Source organism: Streptomyces sp. NPDC085900 (assembly GCF_044540925.1).
Classification (GTDB): domain Bacteria; phylum Actinomycetota; class Actinomycetes; order Streptomycetales; family Streptomycetaceae; genus Streptomyces; species Streptomyces gilvifuscus.
In genome coordinates this window covers 288,344-312,987 of record NZ_JBITSP010000008.1, presented here as the reverse complement: position 1 = coordinate 312,987, position 24,644 = coordinate 288,344, and the positions used below count along the sequence as shown (strand labels likewise).

Below are 24,644 nucleotides of genomic sequence, written 5' to 3'. Positions count from 1 at the left end.
CTCTCATGGTCTGCGTCAGATGGGGGAAGGCCGTCGCGTGGTCAGCGGCGGTGGGTGAGCACTGCTATGTCGGCGCCGAAACCGACGACCAGCCGCCCGTCGGGGGCCACCCGCAATGCCCTGATACGGGACGGGAAGGCGTACGCACCGAGCTGCTGCCCTGTGCTTGCGTCCCATGTCCATACCGTCCGGTCGCCGCCGGCAACGACGACCGGGCGACCATCCAGCGTGCCGGTCGCCCCGGCACGCACCTCGCTGGTGTGTCCCGTCAGCGGGGGTGCCAGCGGTTCCCCTGTGGCCAGGTCCCAGAGGTGGACTCCCTCTGTCCTGTGGCTGGTGAGAATGACATTGCGTCCTTCGAGTGTCTCCAGGGCCAGGGCGCCTCGTTGCCGCGGCTGTACTCCGATCCATTGGCTCGCGGTCAGGTCCCAGACGCGGCCTTCCTCGGTCACAGCGACGAAGCGGTCATCGACTGCCGCGAAGAACTCGATGGAGGGGCTGGTGTACTCGCTGGTCGACCGTCCGTGCAGCTCTTGTCGGGTGCTCAGGTCCCATATCCGCACCGTCTTGCGCCGGTCGTCGCGGGTGAGCAGGGTGGGCCGTCCGTCCACTGTCACCGCCGTCAGCAGATCCACGGCCATGGTGTGGCCGGGCAAGGGCTCACCGAACTGTTCCTTGCCGTCCAGGTCCCAGATCCGCACTCTCGCGTCCGAGCCACCGGTGAAGATGACGCAACTGCCGTCCACGACCGCCGTAGTGACCGCTGTCACGGAGCCGCCATGACCCGTCAGCCAGCTGTCCGTCTGCTTTTCACCGTCGAGGTCGAAGATCCGGACCGATTGATCGTCGCCACCGGTGATCGCGAGGTGACGCCTGTCCACCACTGCCGTCGCCACTCCCCGCACGGCCGCCTCGTGGCCCGTCAGTGGCGGCCTCAGCTGCCGATGGGTGGACAGATCCCACACCTCGACTGGCCCATGGGCGGAGGCGAGGAGGGCGGCAGGACGGTCGTGCAGCATGCTCACGGCCGCCGTTTCCACGAACGTGGCGATGGGATCACCGACCTGCTCGCGCGTAGCCAGGTTCCAGACGTGCACCTCGTAGGCGTTGGCGCTGACCGCCATCGGGCACTCGGACGCCTGGTCCGTCACCAGAAAGTGCGCCTGTGCGTTGATTTCCAGCGTGTCGCAGTGCCTTGCCTCCCCGTAGCCGTCACTGCCGCTGTCCACCGTCCGGTCGTACGCCTCGTCCGCGAACGCGGCAGGCTCGTCCGGTCCCTCGCCCAGGGCGCCGAACTCCCGTCCCGTGCTCAGGTCCCACACCCGGACGGTTTCCTCCCCTGTGATCAGGTCTGTCGCCGCAAGTTCCGTGGAGTGGCTCGTGACAGCGACGGGACGGCCGTCCAGCACCGCCGTCGCCAGAGCGGACACGAAGCCGGCGCGTATGGTCAACGGCTCACAGTGCTGGGAGAGGGTCGCAAGGTCCCACACTCTCACCACGTCGTCGACGCAGGCGCCGACCACGACCGGCCGCCCCTCGACCAGCCCGGCAGCCAGCGATTTCACCCAGGAGTCGCCGTCGGCGGAGCGCGCACCGACCAGTTCGCCCCGCGCCAAGTCCCATACCCGAAAGGTTCGGTCGGAGCCGGCGGTGACAGCGACGGGACGACCGTCCAGCACCGCCGTCGCCAGTGTGTGTACGGCGCCGGTGTGAGCGGACACGGCCTCGCCCAGTCGGCTGCCCGTGTCCAGATCCCACGTATGCAGCGTGCCGTCCCCGCAACCGGCGACAGCGAGACCACGGCCCTCCACCACCACGGTCGCCAACGCGCTCACCTTGGCCGGCACCGGCAACGCGTACCGCAGCCGGGAGTCCAGATCGCTGCCGGTCGCCCACTGCACGACCCAGGGGTCATCCGTCTCCTGACGGACGGCAACACGGGCGATGTTTCTCGCCAGCTCGCGGTTCGCGTAGCGGGCGGCGTCCAGCGCCAGTACCTGCCGCCGCACTCCCGCACCGGCGTCGCGGTGCACATGCCCCGACGTCCGGTACACAGCAGCCGCCAGTGTCTCCTCCGGCCCGGCAGCGTGCTCCAGGTCCGCGAGCACCTGCTCCGGGTTCCCGTGCACCAGCCGGTCAGGATCGGTCAACCTGCCATCTGCCGCCGCCACTTCGCGGTCCGGGCCGCTGCTTGAGAGTTCACGAGACATGACGGGCATCCTAACCACACCGCCCTCGTCGACCGCCCGGGCACATCTGTTGAAGGAACGTCCAGACTGCCGCGCAGTGTCCGGTGGCTTCTGTTCGGGCCGAGAGTTCGTCGATCGGACAACCAACGGGGCGAAGGGCTCCGCGCACCAAACCGCCTCCTGATTGTCAGTGCCGCCTGCGAGACTCCTTCCATGATTGCGAAGCTGCCGTTGGACAGCCCCCGTTGGCATGACTTTGACGGTGTGAAGGTCGAGGAGATCCGGGTCCTCCTGGAGCAGTTGGCTTCCGCGGCTGCCGGCGGGGGCGGCCATGCGTGGCGGCATACCTGGACGGACCTCTCGGGCGGCCTGTTGGACGACGGAGTCGTCGCCGATGGGACCTACGCGGCCCTGCCGCATCTCGTCGAGGCGGCAGTGCTCCTGCCCCCGGCAGAGACCGTGGACTTCTGGGTGGACCTCGGATTCATGGTGACCGCCGATTACCGGCCCCCTGTCCCGGCCGATGTCGAGGCGGGGTTCGGCGCCGCACTGTCGCTGGCCGAGCAGGCGGCCGTCCGAAGCCTCCTCGCCGTCGGCACTTCCGGGCAGGTCTGTGCCCAACTCGTCCTGACATGTGTGGCCTTGGCCGGCCACTACATGGGCGAGGTGTTGTGGCAGTTCCCGGATCTCCGGGAAAGCGGGCTGCTGTTGTCGTGTCCGGCTTGCGGGAGCGACACGGAGATCCCCGACTTCCTCGAGGACTCGGCGCCTCCGTCCCTCGAGGCTCCTAGGCTGCCCGACCCCACTCACGTCAGGCAGGAAGGGCATCCCTGGGGCGACGTGGCCGCGGCATTGCGGGACGAGGTACTGGGAGCGAGGTGGGGGGCCTTCGAGCGGGTGGCACGCGACGTCGCGATGAAAGGGGTCTCCCCCGAAACACCGGGACAAGCCGTGCTGTGCCTGGTCGCCGGAATCGTCGGGGTCAGGGGCACCCCGCAATCGGCTGCGAGGGAACTGGCGCGCCGGCTGATGTCGCTCACCGGGTACTTCCGCTGCTGGGACTGTGAGCAGACATGGACGATCGCGGACGGCCTGGCGGAGAACCCTGACGGTGCGCTCCCCCAGCACGGTCCGGCCCCGGAACAGAAGGACTTTGACGGGCCTGCCAGCGAGGCGGAGTCAGCGGCAGCCGGACGATCCGGCCGAGCGGCGACGCGATTCCGGCAGGAAGGGAACGCGGTGATCACGGCCGACGGCACACCCTGGGGCCGTATGGCGGTGTTCTCCGATTCTGTGCCCGGTTCGTCAGGGGGTGTCGACGCCCTGGCGGTGGTGTCTCATCCCGGTCGGCCGACCCTCGTGGCCGGCGCCGGAGCCAAGGGCTTGGTGTGTCTGTGGGACGTCGACGGCCGACTCGTCCACGACCCGCTGCCAGGACATCCTGACGCCATCCTCTCGATGACGGCCCTGCCCCTGCCCGACGGTCGTGTCCTTCTGGCAAGCGGAGGCGACAGCGGGACGATCGCTGTGTGGAACCCCCACACCGGGCAGCCGGTTCGCGAACCCGCCGGTGACTGGGCCGGCGGGGTGAGCGCGATGTGCTCCGCCGTCGTCCCCGACGGTCGCGCCTTGCTCGTCACCGCCACGCCCCGAGGCGCTGTGCGGATGTGGGAACCAGAGGGCGGTGAGTGCGTCGGGCGCCTCAATCCCTACGGCAGTCCGATACGGTCACTCACCGCCGTCCCGATCTCCGCCGACCACGCGCTGATCGCGGCCTCGGACACCGCGGGTCGCGTTCATGTGTGGGATCCAACCGTCGACGACCCCTGGGCCTGTGGCGCGGCCGTCCAGCTGAACTCTCGCGCACTCGCCGATGCGGACCATGGGGTGGCGGCCGTCGAGGCTGTCCCCACGCCCGAGCGCACCCTGCTGGCCACGTCGGACCACCTTGGCGTCGTCATGCTGTGGGATCCAGCCACCGGTGCCCCGGTCGGCGATGGTCTGGCTGGCTCCACAGGCACCGCGGGCCCACCTCTCATCACCGCCGGAACCACGCGCGGCGGGCACACGGTGCTGGTCATTGGTACCCGTCACGGTCAGCGGCTGCGACTGTGGGAACCGGAGACCGGCAAGGTGCAGCACATCGCCTTGGAGGTTTCGCTCACCTGCCTGGCCACCACGGGTGCGGACCTGATCGTCGGACATGACCGCGGAGTCTTCAGCCTCCCACTCACCAGGCGGTGAACACGTTTCGGCCGTAACTCCGTCCCCGTCCGTCACACGGAGCAACGGGACGGGTCGAGCGCTCGGCACAGTCAACGGCCGCTGGGGCCAGGTGAATTCATGATTGCGCTCGCCGAAGCGGCGCTGCCACAGCTGTTCACCGCTGACGGCGTCCAGCGCGATGAGGAAGTCACCGCACCGGGCCGGCACCACCCACTTCAGGTCTGCCGCAGCCTGATGGGCACATGTGCCCATCAGGACCGCAGCCCGTCCCCACGACCTACGCCTCGGCCTTCAACGCACGGTGGTGGCCGACGGCCACCGCCCAGAGGGAATGGTCCTCGCTGCCGATGTATACGGTGGCATGCACCTCGTCGCCGGTCTGCAGGCGCCGGCGTGGCGTCAGGTGTCGATTGCGTACAGGTAGCCGTCGTCGACTCGATTGCGCACGACGGCAGGGTGTGGACGGTGGACACGCCCGTGGTCGCGTACGGGACCGTTTATGTCGGCAGCCCGACGGTGTTCCGATCCCGGCGTCGATTCGCAGTCTCCAGCGCCGCTGTCCGGTGTCCGCGTCGATTGCCGCCAACTTTTTGAGTGCTCTTCGAGCCCGGCGGGCGGAGGACGCCCCAGGGAGTTCCTCTCGCGCGGGCAGGCCCCCTGTCCACCTGCCTAGGCGGACTGCAACTCGCGAACCCGAGCGCGGAAGACACGCCAGCGACGCTCGTTGTCGTGCACCAGCATCGCCGACTCCGCCGTAAGGTCCGCGGCCCGATCCAGCATTTCGGAAGCCGAATACAGGTAGGCGGGGGCGTGCCGTCGACCCGCCAGGTCGGCCCGCAGTGCCGCCGGTGCGAAGTCGACCTTGGCCAGCAGGTCAAGGGCGCGCCGCAGCAGTCGGGCGATCAGGGACTGCAGGGCAGCCGACTGCCAGTCATTGGAGATGATCCGGTGCCGTTCCCCGAGCAGGTCTGCCAGCACGGGGTAGGCGGCCAAGCTCCCCGCGATCTCCCAGGCCTGCTCCATCGCATGAGTCAGCCAGGCACCCGACTGTTCGGCGTCATCCGCGACCTGCCGGACCTCGCGCTTCAACCGCTGCAATTCGACCGGCTCGCCCTCACCCTCCATGAACAGCACCCCCGACTCCGCGACGAGGCCGGGGGCATTGAGGTCCTGCGCGCCGGCGAACCCGACCGACGACGCCTGCTCACCCACGCCGACCTCGCTCCACCAATCAGCCAGCGCCTTGAGTACCCGAGAGCGCGCCTGCAGCTCACTGGCCTGCCGCAACGGCGCCTGGGAGTAGTACTCCTCATGCTCTCGATGGAACCGCGAGAGATTGTCGATCAACTGCAGGAGCGACTCAGGAGGGCTGATCTGCGCTTCGTTCTCGGCCATGCCGACAGTCTGCACCCCTCCCCCTCCCAGCGGACGGCAAGGCACACGCCGCTCTCCTTGCGTGTCCGGCCCACGGGGCGGCAGGTCCCGCACCACGTCACCCTCCGGGTGAAAACGGGGCCGCCGAAACCGACGCGGTCAGGGACGGCTCTGCGCATGCGTTGACCGTCAGGGGCGGCTCGGGGCGGTCGCGGAGCATGGCCATCGCCAGTTCCAGCCGTGACCGGTAGCCCGATCGGGAGAACAGCCTGGTGAGCCGGGATTCGATGCTTCTCCTGCTGACGCTGAGCAGCGCCGAGATCTGCTGGTTGCCGAACCCCTGGGCGACCAGTACCGCGAGCAGCCGCTCGTTCTCCTCCACGACGGCTTGGCGGTCGGGCACCGCGACATCGTGCTCGCGCATGAGCGTCCGCATCCGCGCCCGGACGAGCAACGCGCCGAGCGGGCCCAGCAAGCCGTAGGCCTCTCGGAGCAGCTGCGGGTCCGCCGCACCGACACGCACCAGGTGTTCGATGGCCATGGCCAGCTCGAACGGCTGGCCCAGGACGCGGGCGGTGTCCAGGGCGGCGGGCCCGGAGTGCGGGTCGACGGCGGCCTTGACGAGCAGGCTGTGCGTGATGACACGGTGCGTATCCAGTTTGCTCGCGACCTTTTCGGCTTCGCGAAGGCACATGCCGAGCCGGTCGCGGTCTCCTGCCGCGGCGGCGAGCTGTGCGGAAGCGAACCATATTTCGTCAGTGCCGGCCACTGTGTCACCGTGCGCCGCGTACGTGACGGCCTGGTCAAGAATGTGTGCCGCTCGCCGGTGCTCGCCGAGTGCCATCGCGGCGCGTGCCTGCGGGACGGCGAGCAGATGGAGCAGCGGCGTGCGGCCGCCGCCGTGACCGCGGTCGACGAGTTCGCTCGCCCTTCTCAGCTGGCCGCGTGCCAGCAGGATCAGCGCCGCGGTCTGGATCATGCCGACTCGGCTCGGGTCCGAGCTGGGCATCGCGCCGGGAGCGAGGCAGCGGCGAGTGAGCTTCAGTGCGCGCGTGAACTCACCGCGGCGCGCGGCCAGTACGGCCTGGTCGGCGAGTGCCAGTTGCTCAGGACGGCCGCCGCTGCGGGTCAGGGTTCGTTCGGCTGCGGTCAGCTCCCCGAGCGTGAGGAGGGCCGCGGTGTACGGGAAGCCCCGCTGGTCCGGGCCGGACAGGTGCTCGGTGAAGCGGTCGGGGTCGCCCTGCCACAGCGCGGCGAGGGAGCCGAGGACCTCCGCGCGCCGGGCCGGGTAGTCGTGCTGCCCGGCCTGATCTCCGTGGCCGCCGGTCGGGGCTTGGTGGCGCGGAATGCCGTCGAGGAGTTCGCGGACCCGCTGCCACTGGCCCAGTGCGTACGACGCGCCCGCCCTGGTCACGGCCTGTACCAGTGGGTCGGGCGCCCAGGGCCAGGTCTCGCCCCGGGCCAGCCAGTTGAGCGCGGCCTGGTTGCCGGTGGCGCGCAGCATGGAGATGCGGGCCAGGTGGATGTCGATGAGGAGGGAGGTGCAGCCGGGTTGCGTGGAGACGTCGTTGAGCAGCGATTCGACGGTCGCCAGGCCTTCGGCCGTTCTGCCCTGGGCGGCGAACACGCGCGCGGCTTCCCAGAGTATGCGGACGCGTTCCGTCTCGTCCGAGGAGAGTTCGGCGGCCACCCGCAACCACACGCCGGCGTTGGCACCGGAGCCCGAGCGGGAGCCGCAGCGGCCCGCCGCACCGACCCCGAACCCAGGGCCGGAGCCGGAGGGACGGCAGGTCGATGCCCGGGCGTGTGCGAGGAGTTCCGCCTTGGCGCGCTGCTCGTCGAGCATGCGCCCGGCGCAGGCCTGCTGGTCGGCGAGGTAGTCGGGGTCGGTGCAGCGGGCGCGTCCGGCCCAGACCGCCGTGACCGCGACCTCGGCGAGGCGACGGCGTTCGTAGGGACCGGTCTGGCCGATCAGGATGCGCTGCACCAGCGGGAGCCGGAAGATCCATCGTCCGCCGTCCCGCGCCTGCCGCACGACTCCGTTCGCGCGCAGGACGTGCAGGGCTTCCGTAACCTCGTTGTGCGACAGGCCTGTTGCTTCTGCAATCAGTTCGGGCATGGCATCGGCGAGTGGATTGAGCACCGCTGCGGCCTTTGCTACGGACCACGTGGTCGCGCCGAGGCCGCGCAGTTCCTGCAGCAGCCGGTGCTGGGGCCGCAGCGTCGGTACGGCGTCCGGGCGGACGAGATGGGTGCGCAGGTCGACGACGCGGATGCCGTCGGCGGCGGTCAGCGCGTCGATGGCGATACCGACCGCCTTGGGTCTGTTCCGGGTGAGTCTGCCGACGTGGCGCACCAGTTCGGCGGTGGGTTCGGCGCCCGAGCGTTCGCCGATCAGCGCGGCGAGTCCGGTGTCGTCGAGCGGCCGCAACCAGACGACGTCGACGAGGCGTTCATCGACCAGTTCGGACACCAGATGGGGTTGGGCGGCGGCCGGGACGTCGACCCGTACCGTGCACACACAGCGCAGACCCGTGTCGGCCGAGGCGCGGACCATCGACGTCAGCCGTCTGATCGTGCCGGTGTCGACCCATTGCGCGTCGTCGATCGCGAGAACCGTGCCCGGCCGGTCGGACCGCTCCGTCGGGCGGAGCGCGCGGAAGTTGTTGAGCACGTTGCCGAGTGCGGAGTGCGGCTGTCTCGGCCGCGCGGCGACGAACCAGGTGCGGTCGTCGCCGAACTCCTGGCACACCTGCTTGAGGACGGTGCTCAGTCCGGTGCCCCCGGTGCCGAGGATCAGTACGGCTCTGGGCCCGGCGGGATCGGCGATGGCGTCGACGATCCCGCGGACCAGTCGGTCTCGGCCTGAAGATAATTCAACGGGTCTGGGTCGACATCGGTCCGGCGCTTCGTACAAATCGGAACCATTTCCTTCTCTTTTCTCAATGTTCATCGCAGAACTCCTCCATCCACGCAATCAGATACAGGGTATTCTTGCTCATCAAGTGGACAACAATCTCTACTCGAAGAGTCATTTCCGTGTACGGAAAGCCCACCGCGCCCGACTTTGTACGGATGTGAAGCCATGATCTCCACCGATAAGAGACCGGTGCAGCTCGTCGAGTTCACCGCGATGCATGGTGTCCGATACAGCGTTACCCTCGGATACCTCAAGGCGACGTCGGTCGCCGACCCCGCTCTTGACAACGCCTGCGATTTCCGTATCAGCGTGCGGGAACAGAGCGGAGGCGAGCAGGCGACGACGGAGTTGCTCGATTCATGGGACGAACCGTTCGTCGTCGCGCTGACCGTTTTCTTCTGGAACCGCGCGCAGTCCCTGGAGTTGGCCCGCCAGGTGAAGGAGCGCTGGCCGAACTGCCGGGTGGTCCTCGGCGGCAACGACGTCAGCCACCAGCAGGAAGCGCTGTTCGCCGAGGCTCCCTGGGTGGACGTGCTGGTGCACGGCGAAGGCGAACTGCGTTTCCGTGACCTGTTGCACTGCTTCTTGGCCGAAGGGGACCTTGCCGCGATCCCCGGAATCAGCTATTGGGCCGCCGACGGAAACCTCGTCACCAATCCCGATGCGGATCGCATTACCGACCTCGAGCAGATCGTCTCACCGATCCTCACCCCTGTGTATTCCGACGAGGAAATCACCGGTTCGTCCATGATCGTGTACGAGACCAACCGTGGCTGCCCGTACCGGTGCGCGTTCTGCTATTGGGGCGGCGCGACCAACTCCAAGGTGCGCCAGTTCGACCTCGACCGGATCTTCGCCGAGCTCGACCGGCTGATCCGGCTGATGCCCACCGACGCCACGCTATTCATCGCGGACGCGAATTTCGGCATCCTCGCCCGGGACCGGCAGATCGCCGAGCACATCGTCGAACTCAGCAAGCGCTACGACAAGCGGCTGATCGTCAGCACGAACTGGGCGAAAAACAGCAACGAACGTATCGTGGAAATCGCGAGCATGCTGCACGCCGCCGACCTCACGGGTGCGATCACGCTCTCCGCGCAGTCCTTCGACGCCGAAGTGCTGAAGATCGCCAACCGCTCCAACATCCGCACCGACCACTACCGCCGGCTGCTGACCCGGTTCCGCGAACTCGACGTGCCCACCTACACCGACCTGATCTGGGGCCTGCCCGGTGAGACGTACGACTCCTACCTCAACGGAGTCGAAGAGGTGCTGAGCGCGGGCGGTTCACCGGTGATCTATCCGTTGCTGCTGCTCAACAACACCGAATACTCACGCGAATCCTTCAAGGACGAACACGCGCTCAAGACCCGCTGGATGCCCGGCGACATCACCAATCCCGAACTCGTCGCCGACGTCGTCGTCGCGCACGAGGCCATGACACCCGAGGACTGGGTCAAGGGCATGGAGTTCCGGGTGGCCATGACGCTGTTCCAGAAGATCCTGTTGCGCTGCGCACTGCGCGTCATCCACGCCACGACGGGCGTTCGCATGGTCGAACTCTGCGCGCGACTGCAGTCGTTCCTGCTCGACGACTGCCCCGACCCGTTCCTGCGGGCCGTCGCCCGCAACGTCGCCGTCGCCTACCGGGAGCCGGCCGAACTGGACATGCCGCTGCTCAAGACAGTCATCGGCGACCAGATCATCGTGCCCGAGGAGGTGCACTTCCAGGCGCTGCTGTGCCGTAGCGTCTCCACCGAGCGCGCCACGGCAAAGCTGCTCAACGCCGCGGTCGACCACCTGTGCACGTGGTTGGCCGACTCCGGTTTCGAGGTCGACCGTGTGCTGGTCGACGGTGCGCTGTCACTGGACATCGCGGCGACGACGATCATGCGGGCGAGTCTGCGGGGCGAGCTGGAGGAAGCGGAGTTCGCGGTGCCGAAGCAGGGCTGGAACCTGCTGGTCGCGTCCGGCGACGTACCGTCGAGTCTCGACACGAGCGGACAGGGGAACACCGTGCGCGGCACGGTGTGGGCACCGCCGCGCTGGGTGCACTACCCGGTCAGCGTGTACGCACTGTCGATCTGGCACGGAACCGGCCGCCCCCTGCACGACCTGCAGTTCGCCCTGCGCGACACGCAGTTCGCGCGGCCCGACCGGCTCCCGGCCCTCGCCGGCTGACGACTAAACCACGAACCGGGACCCGTCCGGCCGCGCCGGACGGGTCCCGGACTGCTGTCACGCCGCCATCAGAGCCAGCCGCGGGTCTGCGCTGTTCTGGCCGCTTCGGTCCGGTTGCGGGCACCGAGTTTGGCCATGGCGGTGGACAGGTAGTTGCGCACGGTGCCCTCGGCCAGGAACATCCGGCCCGCGATCTCCGCGTTGCTCGCCCCGTCCGCGACCGCGCGCAGCAGTTCGCGTTCCCGGTCGGTCAGCGGATCGGCCGCGTCCCACGCGGCCATCGCCAGTTCCGGCGCGACCACCCGCTCGCCGGCGTACACCCGGCGCAGGGCCGCCGCCAGTTCGCCGATCGGCGCGTCCTTGAGCACGTACCCGGCCACCCCGGCGTCGACGGCCCTCCGCAGATAACCACTGCGCGCGAAGGTGGTCACGATCAACACCCTTGTGGGATCGTCCAGTTGATTCAGATCCGCGGCCAGGTCAAGACCGCTGCGGCCGGGCATCTCGATGTCGGTCACCAGCACGTCCGGCCGGTGCTCGCGGACCGCGGCCAGCGCGTCGTCGCCGTTGGTCGCGGTCGCCACCACCTTGATGTCCGGTTGCAGATCCAGCAGGGACGCGAACGCGCTGAGCACCATGCCCTGGTCCTCGGCCAGTACCACCCGGATCATCGGACGGCCTCCACCGGAACCGTGATCGTCAGGGTCGTGCCGGCCGAGCCGGTGCGCCGCACCGCGCCGCCGAGTTTCGCGACCCGCTCGCGCAGCCCGGTCAAACCGGTCCCCTCCGGGGCGTCGCCGCCGATCCCGTCGTCCGCTATCACCAACCGCACCCGTTCGTCGTCCGCGTCCAGTCCGATGTGGCAGGCGGACGCCCGGGCGTGCCGGGCCACATTCGTCACCGCCTCCCGCAGCGCCAGCCCCAGTTCGTGCTCGGCCGCCGAGAGGAGAATCAACTTCTCGTCGAGGGCAACCCGCAGTGTCACCCCGGACCCCGCCAGCACGCGCCGCGCCGCCTCCAGTTCGGTGCGGATGTCGGTCTGCCGCCAGCCGGTGACCGTGCTGCGCACCGCGGCCAACGCCTCCCTCGCGTTCCGTTCCATTTCCTCGGCCTCGGCGCGCGCCCGCTGCGGGTCGGCGAGCACCAGTTCCTTGGTCAGCTGCGCCCGCATCACGACCGCGGTCAGCGAATGCCCGAGCAGATCATGCAGATCACGCGCGATCCGTTCGCGTTCCGCGATGGTCGCGAGGAGTTCGACCTGCGAGCTGCGCAGCCGCTCGTTCTCCTGTTCCTGCCGCCGATCGTGCTGCCTGAGTTCAAGCAGCCCGATCACCCAGATCAGCGCGAGCGGCGGCACGAAACCCCACAGCCGGTAGGGCATCGGCACCCGCGACACCAGAACCGTGACGCCGTCGAGTGCGGTCAGACCGACGAACCACAAGCGGGCGGCATGCCGCGGCAGCGAGTTGCCGGCCGCGGCGGCCGCGTAGATGAACAGCACACTCGCGTTGGTGTTGAACGGCGTGGCCAGAGCGCCGAGTACGGCCATGGGCACGATCGACGTCCAGATCTGACGCACGGACCGGCCCCGCAGCAGCGCCAAGGCGTACAGCACGGCCGTGAGCACGCACACCGCGATCGCCAGCGGCCACTCCCACCAGGCGGGATCCGGTGTGAAGTACGGCTGCGCCAGCACGAACAGCAGGTAGCCGAGATAGACCCACTCCCAGGTCAGCAGCCGTTCGGCCACCGACCCGGAAGCAGAATCGGAAGCGTCGAGGGTCCCTGTGCCCGCACTCATGTCTGCGACGGTGCTCATGCCCGCGACGGTACCCATGTCCGCGACCGTGCTCATATCCGCGCATGTCGATAGGACATCGCGGCGACACCGGCCGCCACCGCCGTGGTGATCAGCAGGGCGAGTACATGGATCATGGTGGTGCCGTGACCCAGTTGGGCCAGTCCGAGCTGGGCCAGGTGATAGGTGGGCAGGAACTTCGCGATCTTCCGTACGACCGAGGGCAGGAACTGGATCGGGATCCACAGGCCGGACAGCATCGCCAGTGGGAACAGCACCGCGTTGAGGAGCGCGATCGCCGCGCCCGTACGGAACCGGAACCCGACGGCGACGCTGAACAGCGTGAACGGGACGCTGCCCAGCAGCAGCACCAGCGCCACCCGCAGCAGCGCCCACCCCGAGGCGTGCAGGGTGCCGAACGCTGCGGCCCCCGCCCCCATGAGCAGCAGCACGCCCACCCCGTACAGCAGGGCGGCCGTGGCCTTCGCGGTCAGGCTGATGCCGATCGGCACCGCGGACACCCGCTTCATCCGCAGCCAGCCCAGGTCGCGGTCCTGCGCCACCCCGATGCCCGGCTGCAGCGCGGCCACCGTGATCACCCCGTAGGTGCCGAAGGTGGCCACCATCGCCGTGCCGGCCGAGAGACCCTGGGTGGTGTCCTTTCCGTACAGCAGGTTGAACAGCACGAAGAGGCCGACCGGCATGAGAATGCCGAAGAACAGCGAGGTCGGTTCCCGCACGATCGCCCGCAGTTCGTCCCGCAGCTCGACCCCGAAGACCCGACGCATCATCCCGCTCACGCAGCCATCTCCTCACCGGCGGTCAGCGCGACCACGGCCTCCTCCAAGCCCGCGTCCTGTACCCGCAGTTCGGACAGTGCCGGATCCCGGTCGAGCAGCACGCGCAGCAGGTCCTCGGGCGAACGCGTCTGGATCTTCACCAGGTCGTGCTCGTGCCTGACCGACAACACGTCCGGCAGCCGCTCCAGTTCGGCCCGGTCCATGCCGGTTCTGGCGGTCACCGTACGATCCGGCAACCGTGACACCAGCTCCTGCGGGGGCGCGTCCGCCAGTATCCGGCCGCGGTCGAGCACCACCACGCGATCGGCCACCGCGGCCGACTCCTCGATCAGGTGCGTGGTCACGAGTACGGCGGTGCCCTGTGCTCGGCGGCGCGCCAGGATCTGCCAGAAGTGCCGCCGGGCCATGGTGTCCAGGCCGACGGTGGGCTCGTCGAGTATCAGCAGGTCCGGCTCGGTGACCAGAGCCATCGCCAGCTGCACCCGCTGCTTCTGACCGCCCGACAGCTTCGGCACCCGCCGGGACGCGAGGTCGGTCAGTCCGAGTTCCGCCAGGATCGGACCGGCCGCCGCAGGCCGCCGGCCACCGCGCACAGCGGCGCCGGTCACCAGCTCGTTCACGGTCAGGGTGTTGGGGAATCCGAGCGTCTGCTGCGCCACTCCCAAGCGCCGGCGGGTCGTCGCGCGCCGCGGATCTCCGCCGAGGATCCGTACGGTCCCGTGCTGCGGCACGAGCAGCCCGACCGCGAGCGCCACCAGCGTCGACTTGCCGGCGCCGTTCGGCCCGAGCAGCGCGACACACTCGCCGGGGTCGACCCGCAGGTCCACGCCGTCCAGTGCGACCGTCTCCCCGTACCGGTACCGCAGCCCTTCGGCCGTCAGGACCGCCTGTGTCGTTCCCATGGTCATCAGGCTCCCGTCCCGCGGCGGTCGACCGGTAGTGATGTCCCGTCATCGGCCCGAGATGACAAATGTCAACACCTGCGCCGACCGGGCGCGGCCCCCTAGGCACGGCGTACAGCTCATTGACAGATTTTTGCCGTACGGCCGCGCTTTCGACGGAACGGGGCGCCCGGCCCTGCCCTCATGTGGAGGGAGACCCAACACCGTGAAAGTTCGGTGAAGTTGTTCTCGCGATGAGGAGGAGCGTTGTCCCGGGAGCGCGGCGGACTGGTCGGCAGAGACGAGGAACTAGCGGCTGTCAGCGTCCACTTGGGCAAGCCGGTACCAGTCGTCGTACGCGGACCACACGGCGCGGGCAAGACCGCGCTGCTCGAGGAATTGGCGTCCGAGTGCCGGGACCGCGGCATCAGGACCCTCATCGTCGAACTGACGTCGTCCTCGCCGACGTCAGGGGACGAGACCTGGGATCTGTTCGGTGTGCAGGCCGTCCTGCGGGCCCTCCGCGCGGGATTCACCGACATCGGCGGTTCCCGGCTCGCGACCGCGTTGGCCGCGGTCAACCAGCTGTGCACACCCTCGGCCTACGAGTCGCCCGCCACGCGCGCCCGGCTGCTCCACCAGTTCCAGCGGCTGTTCGACAGCTTCCACGGTGCGGCCACGGCGGTCGTGCTGCTCGACGACGTCGACGCGGCCCCTGCCACGGTCGTCACCACGGCGTGGGCCGCCCTGCGGGCCGGCTGCACCGTGGTCGTCGCGTGCGACGACGAGACGGTGGCATTGGAACTGACCGCCTACGGCGAAGCGGCCGGTCATGTCGTCGAACTCGGGCCCCTGGACGAGCAGTACGTCCGTGAACTGATCGCCGTCACGACCCGGCAGCAACCCGACCCGGCCGTGACACCGGCGATCCAAGCGGCGCTCGGATCCCTGGCCGGGAACCCGGGCGCGGTACTGGCCCTGTGCGACCTGCTCATCGGCCAGGGCCGGCTCACCCTCGTCGGCGGCGCCCTGTGCCTGGCCGATCCGGACGCCCCGATCGCGCTCCCGGCCGGCCACTGGCTCGTCCAACAGGCCGGGCGGACCCATCCGTTCGGCCTACTACTGCTCGCGCTGATCGCGGACTCCGAGCGCTTCGGCATGGACGACCTCGTCGTGTTCGCGGACGCCGTCGAGGGTGAGTTGGATCAGTGCGGCCGCGCCATCGACGAGTTCACCGACCTCGGCGCCCTGCGCTGCGCCCCCGACGGCGTCCTCACCCTCGCCTCCCCGGCACTCGGCGCGGCAGCGGTCGCCGCGGTCGCCGGGGACGCACTGCGCGCCCTGCACCTGGCCTTCGCCCGGCACCTCGTGGCCCGTGGGAGGGGCCCCGCCCACGGGCTGCTCCCACTCGCCGACCACCTGGCGGCGGCCGCCGTGGACGGCACCTCGGGCGTCGTCAACGATGTCGGAGGCCTCGACGCGGCGGCACTGCTGGAACACGCGGCCCACCGGGTCCGGCCGATGAACCCGACACTGGCCGCGCGGTGGAGGCGGGCCGCACTCGCGCACTGCTCCCCCACCGACCAGGCCCCCCTGCTCGCCTCCCTGGTACGGGAGTTGACGAGGATCGGCCGGTACGACTGGCTGGGCGAGGTGGTCGCGGAAGCGAGAGGTGCCTGCGTCGAGCCGGCCGCAGACCCGACCGATACCCGCGACTCCCGCGAACTGGCCGCCGCGGCCTGTCTGGCGGCCCTGCACACCGGTATCCCGTCTCCCGCGGGCCTCCGTGACGCACCGACCGCGCCGCCCCGGGCAGCCGGGGCAGCGGCCCTGATCGAGGGCCGCTGGTTCGGCGCGAACGAACCCTTCCGCACCGCGGAACTGGCGGCCGCCCTGGCCCCCCTGGGCGCCGCCTACGATCCGCCGACGGCCCGGCAACCACTGCCGGGCGACGGCTGGTTCGACCCGATCGGAATGTTCGAGTCGGTCCTCGGACCGGCGTACGGCGCACCCCGGCACGGCCCCCTCGCACTGTGCCGCCGGATCGTCGACGACTACCGGCGCGGACAGTGGGACGACGCGCTGTCCGCCGCACGCACGTTGTCGGCGACCTACCCGGCGGCGACCCCCGTCCGCGAAGTGGCACGGCTGCTCGCCGCGGAGATCTGCATGTGCAGGGACGAACTGGAACTCGCCGAGAACTGGTTGGGCGAGCCCGACGGGCGCAGCGCGTTTCCCACGCTCCGCAGCTGGGTCGAGATGGGCCTGCTGGGGGGCAGGGGCCAGGCCGAGGCGACGCTCGCGTTCGGCCGACGCGCCTGCGCGGCCGCCGTACGAGACGCCAAGGCCGGTGACGCGGCGGGCCTGCACCTGTTGATCATCCGACGGGCGTTCATGGCCTCGACCTGCGGCACCGGCGAAGACCTGGCGGAGATCCAGGAGGCGGCCAAGGCGTGCAGCTCCCCCTCCCCCGACCGCGAACCCAGCCCCACCGAACTCCTGGTGACCGCGGTGGCCTACAACTCGTTCCCGGCCGCCCGGGCGGCCGCCGCCGCGCTGAGGACGGGCGGCTACCGGACCGAGCTCGCGACCGCCTACCTGATCGCCGCGCGGACGGCGGACGACGCACGCCCCTGGCTCCGCGCCGCCGACGAGATCGCCGAACAGCTCGGCGACACCCGGCTGCGCAGGTACATCAAGTCGCTCGCCCGCACGCGCGGCGTGAGCCTGCCCCGGCGCACGACGAACTCGCGCTCCAGCGCGGAGGTCGAGACACGCATCATCCAGTTGATCAGGCAGGGCATGACCAACAGGCAGATCGCCGCCGTCATCCGGTTCAGCGAGAAGAGCGTGGAGCGCCATCTCACCCGGCTGTTCGCGAAAACGGGCTGCCGTTCCCGACTGGACCTCGTCGCCGCGTACGAACGGGGGATGCTCGCCGGCACCTGACGGGGCGGACCTCCGCCGACGCGACGCTAGCGCCCGCCGAGTGCCCGTGACATGAAGCCCTTGATGCCGGCCGCCGCGGCGAGCGCGATGGCGAGCAGCAGGACCAGGGTGTCCGTCCACAGCGGAATCGAGTGGAGGCCCGGCAGTGTCGCGGCTCGCAGGCCCTCGCTGACGTAGGTCAGCGGATTGATCGCGGAGATCACCTGGAACCACCTGAGGTGGTCGAGGGAGGACCACGGGTACTGGACGGAACCGGTGAACGTCAGCGGGGCCAGGACCAGGGAAAACGTGACACTGATCCGCTCGGGCGAGACGATGGTGCCGAGCGTCAGTCCGATGCCGGCGCCGGTCGCCGAGCCCAGCAGCAGGATGAGCAGCACGCCCGGCCAGGCGGTGAGGGGCCAGCCCGTGGTACCGAGCACGAGGAACCCCAACGGTGCCATGACCAGGCCTGCGAACAGGCCGCACAGCGTGCCGAACACCAGCTTGGCCACAGCGACGAGGGGCCCCGGCAGCGGGGCGAGCAACCGGTCCTCGATCTCGCCGGACCACGAGAAGTCCATGATCAGCGGCATCGCGGTGTTCTGCAGGGAGACGAGCAGCGCGTTGAACGCCATGACGCCGGGCAGCAGCGTCGCGCCGAAGTCACCGTGGGTGTAGCCGGCCTCGCCGAGCACCTTGCCGAAGACGAAGAACAACAGCAGTGGCTGCACGATCACCTGGACGAGGAACGAGGCAGGCCGCCGGGAAGTGGTGAACACATCGCGCCACAGCACCGCGAGGAAGGTGCGCGTGACGGGACCGACGTGCTGCCACCCTCCCGGGGCGGCGGTGTCGGAGCCCCTTTGCGGACCTGCTGGTTCGGTCAGGGTGGTCGTCGGTGCGGTCACCGCAGTTCCCTTCCGGTCAGGCTGATGAAGACGTCCTGGAGGCTGGGCCGGGCCGTCGACAGGCCGACCGGCTCCGCCCCCTGGTCAAGGAGCGTGCGCAGCACCTCCGGCAGCAGGGTCGACGGGTCCGTCTCGGTGCGCACCCGGAAGGACTGGCCGAGGTCGGCTCCGGCCCCTGCGCCGGGCGGCGCCGGGTCGTGTTCGACGGCGCCGGCTCCCGGCAGCTCCGTCAGGGCGGTGACGATCTTGTCGGCCGGCGTGCCCTCCGCGCAGCGCACCTGCGCGGTGATCGTGGTGCCCCCTGGAAGCGCCTCGATCAACGCGCTCGGTGTGTCCAGCGCGAGGAGCCTGCCGTGGTCGACGATGCCGACGCGGTCGGAGAGGTGCTCCGCCTCCTCCATGTCGTGGGTGGTGAGGACGACGGTGACGCCGCGCTCGCGCAGTTCGCGGATGCGTTCGTGCAGGAACAGCCGCGACTGGGGGTCGAGACCGGTCGACGGCTCGTCCAGGAACAGCACCTTGGGCGCGTGCATCAGCGCCCGCGCGATGACCACCCGCTGCGCCTGTCCGCCGGAGAGCCGTTCGACGCGTTGGCCGGCCTGGTCGGTGAGCCCCATCAGGTCGAGCAACTCGGCGGCGCGGGCCGTCCGTTCGTCCCGGCCGATGCCGTGGTAGCGGGCGTGGAAGAGCAGGTTCTGGCGTACGTCGAGGGAGCGGTCCAGGTTCTGTCGTTGGGGTACGACCGCCAGCAGCCGCTTGGCCCTGGTCGGCTGGGCCACCACATCCGTACCGAACAGGAGGCAGCGGCCCGAGGTCGGCAGCATCCGGGTGGTCAGCACACTGACGGTGGTGGACTTCCCCGCTCCGTTCGGGCCGAGCAGGCCGAAGACCTCGCCCCGCTCGACCGTGAAGCTCAGACCGTCCACGGCGGCCGGTGCGCGCGGGTGGTAGCGCTTGACGAGTTCGCTGACGGTGACGGCGTCACTCATGCGTTCTCTCCCTTCTAGAGACGACCGCCGTTGTCGACGAAGCCGATCAGGTCCTGGATTCGGTCCATCGCGGTCACTCCGTGCACGTCCTCGACGGCCCGGGAGACCACATGGCAGATGAGGTTGCGTTCCAGCTCGCCGATGCCGAGCCGGTACATGTTGAGATAGAGCCAGTTGAGGACGATCCGGTACTGCTGGAAGGTGTTCCAGTCGCCGAGCTGGTCGGCCGCCGCCCGGTGGCCGCCGAGCACCCGATGGAACGGGCTGCGGTCCGACCATGCGCTCCAGCTCGACCCCCACGCCTCCGGATCGCCGTTCGCGTCGGTGTTGAGCGTCAGTTCCCCGGACGTGAGCAGCGCGTTGGCCTGGTTGCGGTAGCCGAGCAGAGTGTCGAGCAGGCCGGCGAACCGGATCACCTGGTGGGGGTCGTCGGCCGCCGTGATCTCGACGACCCTTCGCCGGAAGCGGTCCGCGTGTGTCTCGTAGACCCGGTCGAACCGTTCGCGCATGCCGTCCGGCATCTTCGCCAGGAACGCGTCGGCGTGGCCGCGGAAGGAAAGGTAACCGTAGGTGACCGGCGGCAGGAACCGGTGGGCCGCCGCGACGAACAGGTCGACCGCGAGCGCCATCCTCGAGCCGCCGCCCCGCATCCATCCGAGGATGTCGAACACGATGTCGTTGGTGTCGACGTAGTAGCCGGTGAGCAGGTCCGCCGCGGCCGGTCCGCCGAGCACGTGCAGCCGTCGGTCGTGCGGCTCGATCTCGACGGTGTTGTTGGGCGCCCAGGGAATCAACGGTCCGCGTTCGCGCTCCTGCTCGGCGAGCCGCTCGTGCTGTGCGTGCGCGAGCCGCTCGTCGAGGACCACGGTGGACGGACGCGCCCGCAGGTACTCCTCCAGCACGTCGGCGACGGCCGGACGGACGACGTCGTCGAAGGCCTCAGCAGTCGCCTGAACGGGGATGCGGACGTGCGGGCCGCGCCGCCAGTGCGGCTGGAAGTACGCCCTGGACATCGCGGGGGCCACCGTGCTGAGGAACGGACGCACGGCGTCGAGCAGCAGATCGGTGCGGTCGCTGTCGTGATGGAAGACGTTCACGCTGCGCCACGAGGACTCCGTCATGTCTCTTCTCCCTGAGGGTCGGGCTCTACCCGGCAGTCGCGCGCCGCCCGGCAGTCGAGCTCGATCACGTACTCGGTCACTCTCGGCACCCCCCCGTGGTCGACGATCGCGTTCTCCGGTTCCGGCGCGACCTCGTAGAACACCGCCGCGGAGGAGGGGTCCCCGGCCAGTCGCTCGAAGGCCCGTACGAGGGGTGGTGAGCCGATGTCGACGTACAACGGCTTGCGGGTGCGGTCGCCCGCGAGCGCGCCGGCAGCGATGGCGCGGGGCCTCAGCACGGACACGAAGAACCGGGACGGGATGCCGTGTTCGGCCAGCCAGGCCGCCACCGCGAACAGGAAGTCCGCGTCGGACTGACCGGCCGGGCGACACGGCAATGTCCCGGCCTGGGCCACCCAGGTGGCCCGGCGCAGCACCACGCGCCCGATGGTCAGCCGGGGCGCGTGCAGGACACGGCCCGCACCGCGGCCGGCGCCGGCGTCGTGCTGCAGCGGCTGGTCGGGACGAAGCAGGATGGGGTTCTCGCCGAAGGCCTCGATCAGCAGCGCCATGACGGGGGGCAGTTGCCGCTCGAAGGACAGACCGCAGTGCACGGGCCGGACGACCGATCCGTTGTCGAACAGTGCGGGCAGGCCGTCGCCGTCCACCCCGACCGCCAGCCGGGCGGCCGGCGGGTAGTCGAGCCGGTCGGGGAGGGTGAGTTCGCGCTGGTTGAGCGAGGTGCCCAGGGCTTGGGGGAACTCCGCGTACGTCGGCGCGCCGGGATTGCGCGCGGACGTCGGCGCACCCGGATACACCGTGTCGACCGGGAGCGGATCGTCCGTGACCTGACGCAGCAGCCGACGCACGTGCGCCCGGCCCCTGCCGAATCCGGAGTTCACCGCATTGACGATCAGCTGTCCGCCGTCGTACTGGGCGTACACGGCGACCGAGCCCGCCGGGCGCACCCAGGAAGGTGCGGCCGCGAGCACCCTCTCGATCCGCCCCCGGTCGGGCAGCGCGCTCCGTATGTCGGCGATCAGGCCGACGAGTTCGCGTACCTCCGCGACCGGGCTCGCGGCCAGCGTTCGGGTCGGCCCGGTCATGTCGAAGGCGACCGCGGCGGGGTGCAGGCGCATGGCCTCGTGGCCGTCACGTACGAGCTCGGCGTAGAACCGGTCGAAGGGCACCGGGGCCCGTGTGCCGAAGTGTTCCTGGATGAACGCGGCGACGGCCAGTCTGAACGGCAGGGTGCAGTCGAAGACGGCGAGCAGCCGGCAGGCGACGGCGAGGTCGTCCAGAGTATCCCGCCAGGACGGCAGACCCGCTTCGACCACGATGCCGGGGACGACCGACTGTTCGGTGACGACGTCACGCAGCTTGCCGCCGACGCCGAGGCCGGACAACCGCTCGCGCAGCGCGGGCCCGAGCGTGATCCGCTCGGCGCCGTCCGCGTCCGCGTACTCGTGCAACGCCTTGCGGATCGCGTCCAGTTCAGGGTGCCGGTCCGCCAACTGTCCCAGTGGATCGAGGCCGTGCTCGTCGAAGTCCGGGTCCGGCCGAAGCAGGAGCAGGCCGGTCGCCACGAGCGAGCGCAGATATTGGGCCGCCTTCTCCGGCGGAGCGGGGATGCCGGCGGTCAGATCGGCGAGGGTCGGCTGTGCTGCGGCGGCGCGCAGGCAGTGCCGTAGGGGCGGGGTCAGGGGCAGGGTGAGGAGTTCCTCGGCCGGTGGCGGGCCGAGGAACTGGACGGTGTCGGACACCAGGCGTGCGCTCGGGTTGATCCGGACCCTGGCCTCGGTCAGCGTGGTGGCCAGTGGCGTGAGGGAGGACAGGTCCAGCTCGACGACCGACCGGGGCGGCTCGGTCGTGGTCCAGCGGAGGGGCGGGCCCTCCGGGACGAACCGGCCGAGGCCGCTCGCGGTGAAGGTACTGAATGGGCTGGTCTTGACGGCGGCGCGGGTGACGTAGACGGCCAGCCGGATCAGTTCCTGGCGGCCGGGTTTGCGCCGCAGCACCTCGCGCAGGGTGGGGCTGGCGTGCGCGAGGCCCTGGTCGAAGCGGGGGGCCGCGCCGATCTCGAGCAGTCTGGCGTTGACGGACCGGTCCGCTTCGGCCAGCACCGCCGGCAACTCGGCGCGCGCGGCCCGGTACCGGACCAGCTTGCGACCGAACTCGCCGACGTCTGCGACGAGTTCGGCGCCGAGGACGGCGGCGACCGACGGTTCGGCGAGGAGCCGGGCCGGATCGCGCAACTGGTGCACGGTCCGCCGCAGAGCGACCAGCTTCGGCTTGGCCGCGGCGGGGTGCGGCGCGCCGATCACGTCGTGACAGCGGTCGGACAGTACGGCGGCTTCGGCCGTCAGCTCGGCCGCCGTGCGGGACGTCGCGAGCAGCATGTGCCGCAGCCGCTGGTCTGCGAGTTGGCCGGGCACGGTGGCGGGCAGAACCGCCACGCGTACCCCGAAGGTGGTGGCGTGGCCGCTCATGGGAACGGGTGGGGGTGCGGGTTGAGGTCGGCGTCGGTCAGCGGCCGCGGCGCGTGGCCGAGCAGATGGGGTACCTGACGCAGCCGGGGCAGCCCGGTGGTCCGCCGGTTGTGATGGCCGAAGGTCATGGACAGGGCACCGGGCGCGATCACCTTCACGCAGGTCAGGCCGGCGGCCTCGTGCAGCGGCGAGGTCTGGTCGACGACGACGACGTCCATGCCGCCCGCCGTCATCCGGTCGACGGCCTCGGTGAGGTCGTCCCGCAGGTCGGTGTGGGCGGGCCAGGGCCTGCGTCCGAGCTGGTCCCAGCCGATCCGGCGGTCGCCGGAGAGCAGGAAGGAGAAACGGTCGAACGCCTCCGGGGTGGCGTTGCACAGCGAGTGGTCGGTCATCACGCGCACCAGTTCGGGATCGGCGGTCATCCGCCGGGCCCGCTCGGCCTCGGCCCCGTATCTGCGCATCTCCTGTTCCACGATGGGCGCCAGTTCACCGAGCGCGGTGAGTACGGCGGCGGCCGGGTCCAGGGCCGATCCGCTGGTGCAGACGACCCTCGGCCTGGTGTCGTCGCCGGTGGTGTCCTGTGCCAGCACCCAGAACGCGGGGATCGCCTCGGTCAGGGTCATGTCGAAGACGCGCAGCCGGTAGCCGGTGCGCTCGATGCGTTCGACGACGAGGCCGATGCGCGGGTCGGGGGCCCGGGCGAGGTCCACCTCCGGGACGGGCATCCTGGCGTACCAGGTCATCAGGAACGCGTCGCGTTCGACGACCTCCAGGATTCCGTGCAGGATCGCCTCCTCGACGCAGCCGCCGAGCGCGCAGCCGTTGGAGATCTCGAAGGTGAAGGGCTTGTCCGGCGCGGCCCCGGCCCCCGGCTGCAAGGTCGTCCGGTAATAGGCGTACGTCTCCGGGACGAGCACCGGCCGGGCGTCGCGGAACGAGTACGCCCACACCCAGGACACCACGGCGTCCTCGCTGAACGGCTGGTAGGGGCAGTCCGGTTGCTCATAGCGCCCGGCCGGGAACAGGCCGAGCGAGCGGGGGTCGAGGGCGTCGGCGGCGAGTTCGGCGTAACTGCCGCGTACGGCCGTCCGCTTGCCCCAGGGCCACTGGCCGCCGAGCCGTTCCAGTGCCTCGGCGACCGCGGTGGCCCGGCACGAGGCGTAGTCCCGGGCGCGGCCGAAGCCGGCCTCTCCGCGGTAGCCGTACTCGGACAGAACCGCCTCGGCCAGCGGCAGGAGTGAGTCGCGCAGCCCCTGGGGCGGGGCGACGACACCGGTCTCGGCATCCACGTACAGCTCCGTCAGCCGGGGCTCGGACAGCTCGCCGATCCTGTCGGCGCCCGCCGAGGGCTTGGGCCGGGGTACGAGGGCGATCCGGGCGCGTTCGGCCGTGTCGTCGGGCAGCGTCCCGCAGACCGGGCACAGCGGGTCCGGCAGGAACGTGTGGCGGGTGAGGGACAGGTCGCGCAGGCCGAGGTACCAGCACTGGTCGTCGGCGACGGCCGAGTGCACCATCTCGCTCACGGTGTCGACGGCGATGCCGGACAGCCAGTCCGACGGCCGGGCCGCGATCCGCTCGTCCGCCCGCAGAAGGTCCGTCCACTGGTCGCGTTCGGGCGCACTGGACCGCCACTTCTGCACGCACCACACGCAACCGCGCTCGCTGGGCCGCACCAGCGGGCCGATCACGACCCGGTCGAGTTCGGTCCACACCGGCAGCCAGGGCTCACCCCGGTCGTGCGCCGCGGCCCAGTCGCCGGTGTCCCAGCCGTCGCGCGCCACCACCAGCATCGACGGCGGCCGCCGCGCGATGGCTGCGGCCAGGAGGCCGTCGCCCAGTACCGTTTCGCTCACGTGCG

General features: G+C 70.2%; 15 protein-coding genes. 3 read left to right on the top strand and 12 right to left on the bottom strand.

Going from position 1 to position 24,644, the window contains the following annotated elements; all coding sequences use genetic code 11:
- Nucleotides 1-41 precede the first annotated feature (41 nt).
- A complete protein-coding gene (locus ACIGDI_RS27830; RefSeq protein WP_399901927.1) occupies nucleotides 42-2,336 on the bottom strand; it encodes a WD40 repeat domain-containing protein in 2,295 nt (764 codons plus the stop codon).
- Nucleotides 2,337-2,402: 66 nt separating this feature from the next.
- Between ACIGDI_RS27830 and ACIGDI_RS27825 the strand changes: the two genes are divergently transcribed.
- A complete protein-coding gene (locus tag ACIGDI_RS27825; RefSeq protein ID WP_399901924.1) occupies nucleotides 2,403-4,433 on the top strand; it encodes a WD40 repeat domain-containing protein in 2,031 nt (676 codons plus the stop codon).
- A gap of 651 nt (nucleotides 4,434-5,084) precedes the next feature.
- Here ACIGDI_RS27825 and ACIGDI_RS27820 read toward each other — a convergent pair.
- Both ACIGDI_RS27820 and ACIGDI_RS27815 read right to left on the bottom strand, forming a co-directional pair.
- Nucleotides 5,085-5,810, bottom strand: a complete 726-nt coding sequence (locus tag ACIGDI_RS27820; RefSeq protein ID WP_399901921.1) for a hypothetical protein — start codon at nucleotides 5,808-5,810, stop codon at nucleotides 5,085-5,087.
- A 97-nt stretch (nucleotides 5,811-5,907) separates the two neighbouring features.
- A complete protein-coding gene (locus ACIGDI_RS27815) occupies nucleotides 5,908-8,706 on the bottom strand; it encodes a hypothetical protein (protein WP_399901918.1) in 2,799 nt (932 codons plus the stop codon).
- Between the two features lie 168 nt (nucleotides 8,707-8,874).
- Between ACIGDI_RS27815 and ACIGDI_RS27810 the strand changes: the two genes are divergently transcribed.
- Nucleotides 8,875-10,890, top strand: coding sequence for a radical SAM protein (locus tag ACIGDI_RS27810; RefSeq protein WP_399901915.1), 2,016 nt, complete (start codon nucleotides 8,875-8,877; stop codon nucleotides 10,888-10,890).
- Between the two features lie 68 nt (nucleotides 10,891-10,958).
- On the opposite strand, the gene ACIGDI_RS27805 is transcribed toward ACIGDI_RS27810, so the two are convergent.
- From ACIGDI_RS27805 to ACIGDI_RS27790, 4 genes are read right to left on the bottom strand one after another with little or no spacing between them, the layout of a single operon-like run.
- Entirely contained in the window at nucleotides 10,959-11,561 is a 603-nt protein-coding gene (locus ACIGDI_RS27805; protein ID WP_399901912.1) for a response regulator, read from the bottom strand.
- Nucleotides 11,558-12,709 (bottom strand): sensor histidine kinase, encoded by a 1,152-nt coding sequence (locus tag ACIGDI_RS27800; RefSeq protein ID WP_399901909.1) that lies wholly within the window; start codon nucleotides 12,707-12,709, stop codon nucleotides 11,558-11,560. The genes ACIGDI_RS27805 and ACIGDI_RS27800 overlap by 4 nt, the downstream gene beginning before the upstream one ends.
- Nucleotides 12,710-12,741: 32 nt before the next feature.
- Nucleotides 12,742-13,479 (bottom strand): ABC transporter permease, encoded by a 738-nt coding sequence (locus ACIGDI_RS27795; protein ID WP_399902260.1) that lies wholly within the window; start codon nucleotides 13,477-13,479, stop codon nucleotides 12,742-12,744.
- A 5-nt stretch (nucleotides 13,480-13,484) separates the two neighbouring features.
- The gene (locus ACIGDI_RS27790) at nucleotides 13,485-14,390 is read right to left on the bottom strand and encodes an ABC transporter ATP-binding protein (protein WP_399901906.1); all 906 of its coding nucleotides are present in this window, start codon (nucleotides 14,388-14,390) and stop codon (nucleotides 13,485-13,487) included.
- 246 nt (nucleotides 14,391-14,636) lie between these two features.
- Here ACIGDI_RS27790 and ACIGDI_RS27785 point away from each other — a divergent pair, with 246 nt between their 5' ends.
- The gene (locus tag ACIGDI_RS27785) at nucleotides 14,637-17,318 is read left to right on the top strand and encodes an AAA family ATPase (protein ID WP_399901903.1); all 2,682 of its coding nucleotides are present in this window, start codon (nucleotides 14,637-14,639) and stop codon (nucleotides 17,316-17,318) included.
- 26 nt (nucleotides 17,319-17,344) lie between these two features.
- Here ACIGDI_RS27785 and ACIGDI_RS27780 read toward each other — a convergent pair whose 3' ends face one another.
- From ACIGDI_RS27780 to ACIGDI_RS27760, 5 genes are read right to left on the bottom strand one after another with little or no spacing between them, the layout of a single operon-like run.
- Nucleotides 17,345-18,208 carry an ABC transporter permease gene (locus ACIGDI_RS27780; protein ID WP_399901900.1) on the bottom strand — a complete coding sequence of 288 codons (864 nt, stop codon included), beginning with the start codon at nucleotides 18,206-18,208 and terminating at the stop codon, nucleotides 17,345-17,347.
- Complete coding sequence (locus ACIGDI_RS27775) at nucleotides 18,205-19,197, bottom strand: ABC transporter ATP-binding protein (RefSeq protein ID WP_399901897.1); 993 nt, start codon at nucleotides 19,195-19,197, stop codon at nucleotides 18,205-18,207. Before ACIGDI_RS27775 ends, ACIGDI_RS27780 begins: the two co-directional genes overlap by 4 nt.
- A 14-nt stretch (nucleotides 19,198-19,211) precedes the next feature.
- Nucleotides 19,212-20,318: a thiopeptide maturation pyridine synthase gene (locus tag ACIGDI_RS27770; RefSeq protein WP_399901894.1), complete on the bottom strand. Its 1,107-nt coding sequence runs from the start codon at nucleotides 20,316-20,318 to the stop codon at nucleotides 19,212-19,214.
- Complete coding sequence (locus tag ACIGDI_RS27765; RefSeq protein ID WP_399901891.1) at nucleotides 20,315-22,786, bottom strand: lantibiotic dehydratase; 2,472 nt, start codon at nucleotides 22,784-22,786, stop codon at nucleotides 20,315-20,317. The genes ACIGDI_RS27770 and ACIGDI_RS27765 overlap by 4 nt, the downstream gene beginning before the upstream one ends.
- A complete protein-coding gene (locus ACIGDI_RS27760; RefSeq protein WP_399901888.1) occupies nucleotides 22,783-24,639 on the bottom strand; it encodes a TOMM precursor leader peptide-binding protein in 1,857 nt (618 codons plus the stop codon). Before ACIGDI_RS27760 ends, ACIGDI_RS27765 begins: the two co-directional genes overlap by 4 nt.
- Nucleotides 24,640-24,644 lie beyond the last annotated feature (5 nt).

Excerpts from the sequence above, each read along its gene's own strand:
- ACIGDI_RS27825 (WP_399901924.1), top strand. The coding sequence starts at position 2,403 with ATGATTGCGAAGCTGCCGTTGGACAGCCCCCGTTGGCATGACTTTGAC.
- ACIGDI_RS27820 (WP_399901921.1), bottom strand. The coding sequence starts at position 5,810 with ATGGCCGAGAACGAAGCGCAGATCAGCCCTCCTGAGTCGCTCCTGCAG.
- ACIGDI_RS27810 (WP_399901915.1), top strand. The coding sequence starts at position 8,875 with ATGATCTCCACCGATAAGAGACCGGTGCAGCTCGTCGAGTTCACCGCG.
- ACIGDI_RS27805 (WP_399901912.1), bottom strand. The coding sequence starts at position 11,561 with ATGATCCGGGTGGTACTGGCCGAGGACCAGGGCATGGTGCTCAGCGCG.
- ACIGDI_RS27800 (WP_399901909.1), bottom strand. The coding sequence starts at position 12,709 with ATGAGCACCGTCGCAGACATGAGTGCGGGCACAGGGACCCTCGACGCT.
- ACIGDI_RS27795 (WP_399902260.1), bottom strand. The coding sequence starts at position 13,479 with ATGATGCGTCGGGTCTTCGGGGTCGAGCTGCGGGACGAACTGCGGGCG.
- ACIGDI_RS27790 (WP_399901906.1), bottom strand. The coding sequence starts at position 14,390 with ATGGGAACGACACAGGCGGTCCTGACGGCCGAAGGGCTGCGGTACCGG.
- ACIGDI_RS27775 (WP_399901897.1), bottom strand. The coding sequence starts at position 19,197 with ATGAGTGACGCCGTCACCGTCAGCGAACTCGTCAAGCGCTACCACCCG.
- ACIGDI_RS27770 (WP_399901894.1), bottom strand. The coding sequence starts at position 20,318 with ATGACGGAGTCCTCGTGGCGCAGCGTGAACGTCTTCCATCACGACAGC.
- ACIGDI_RS27765 (WP_399901891.1), bottom strand. The coding sequence starts at position 22,786 with ATGAGCGGCCACGCCACCACCTTCGGGGTACGCGTGGCGGTTCTGCCC.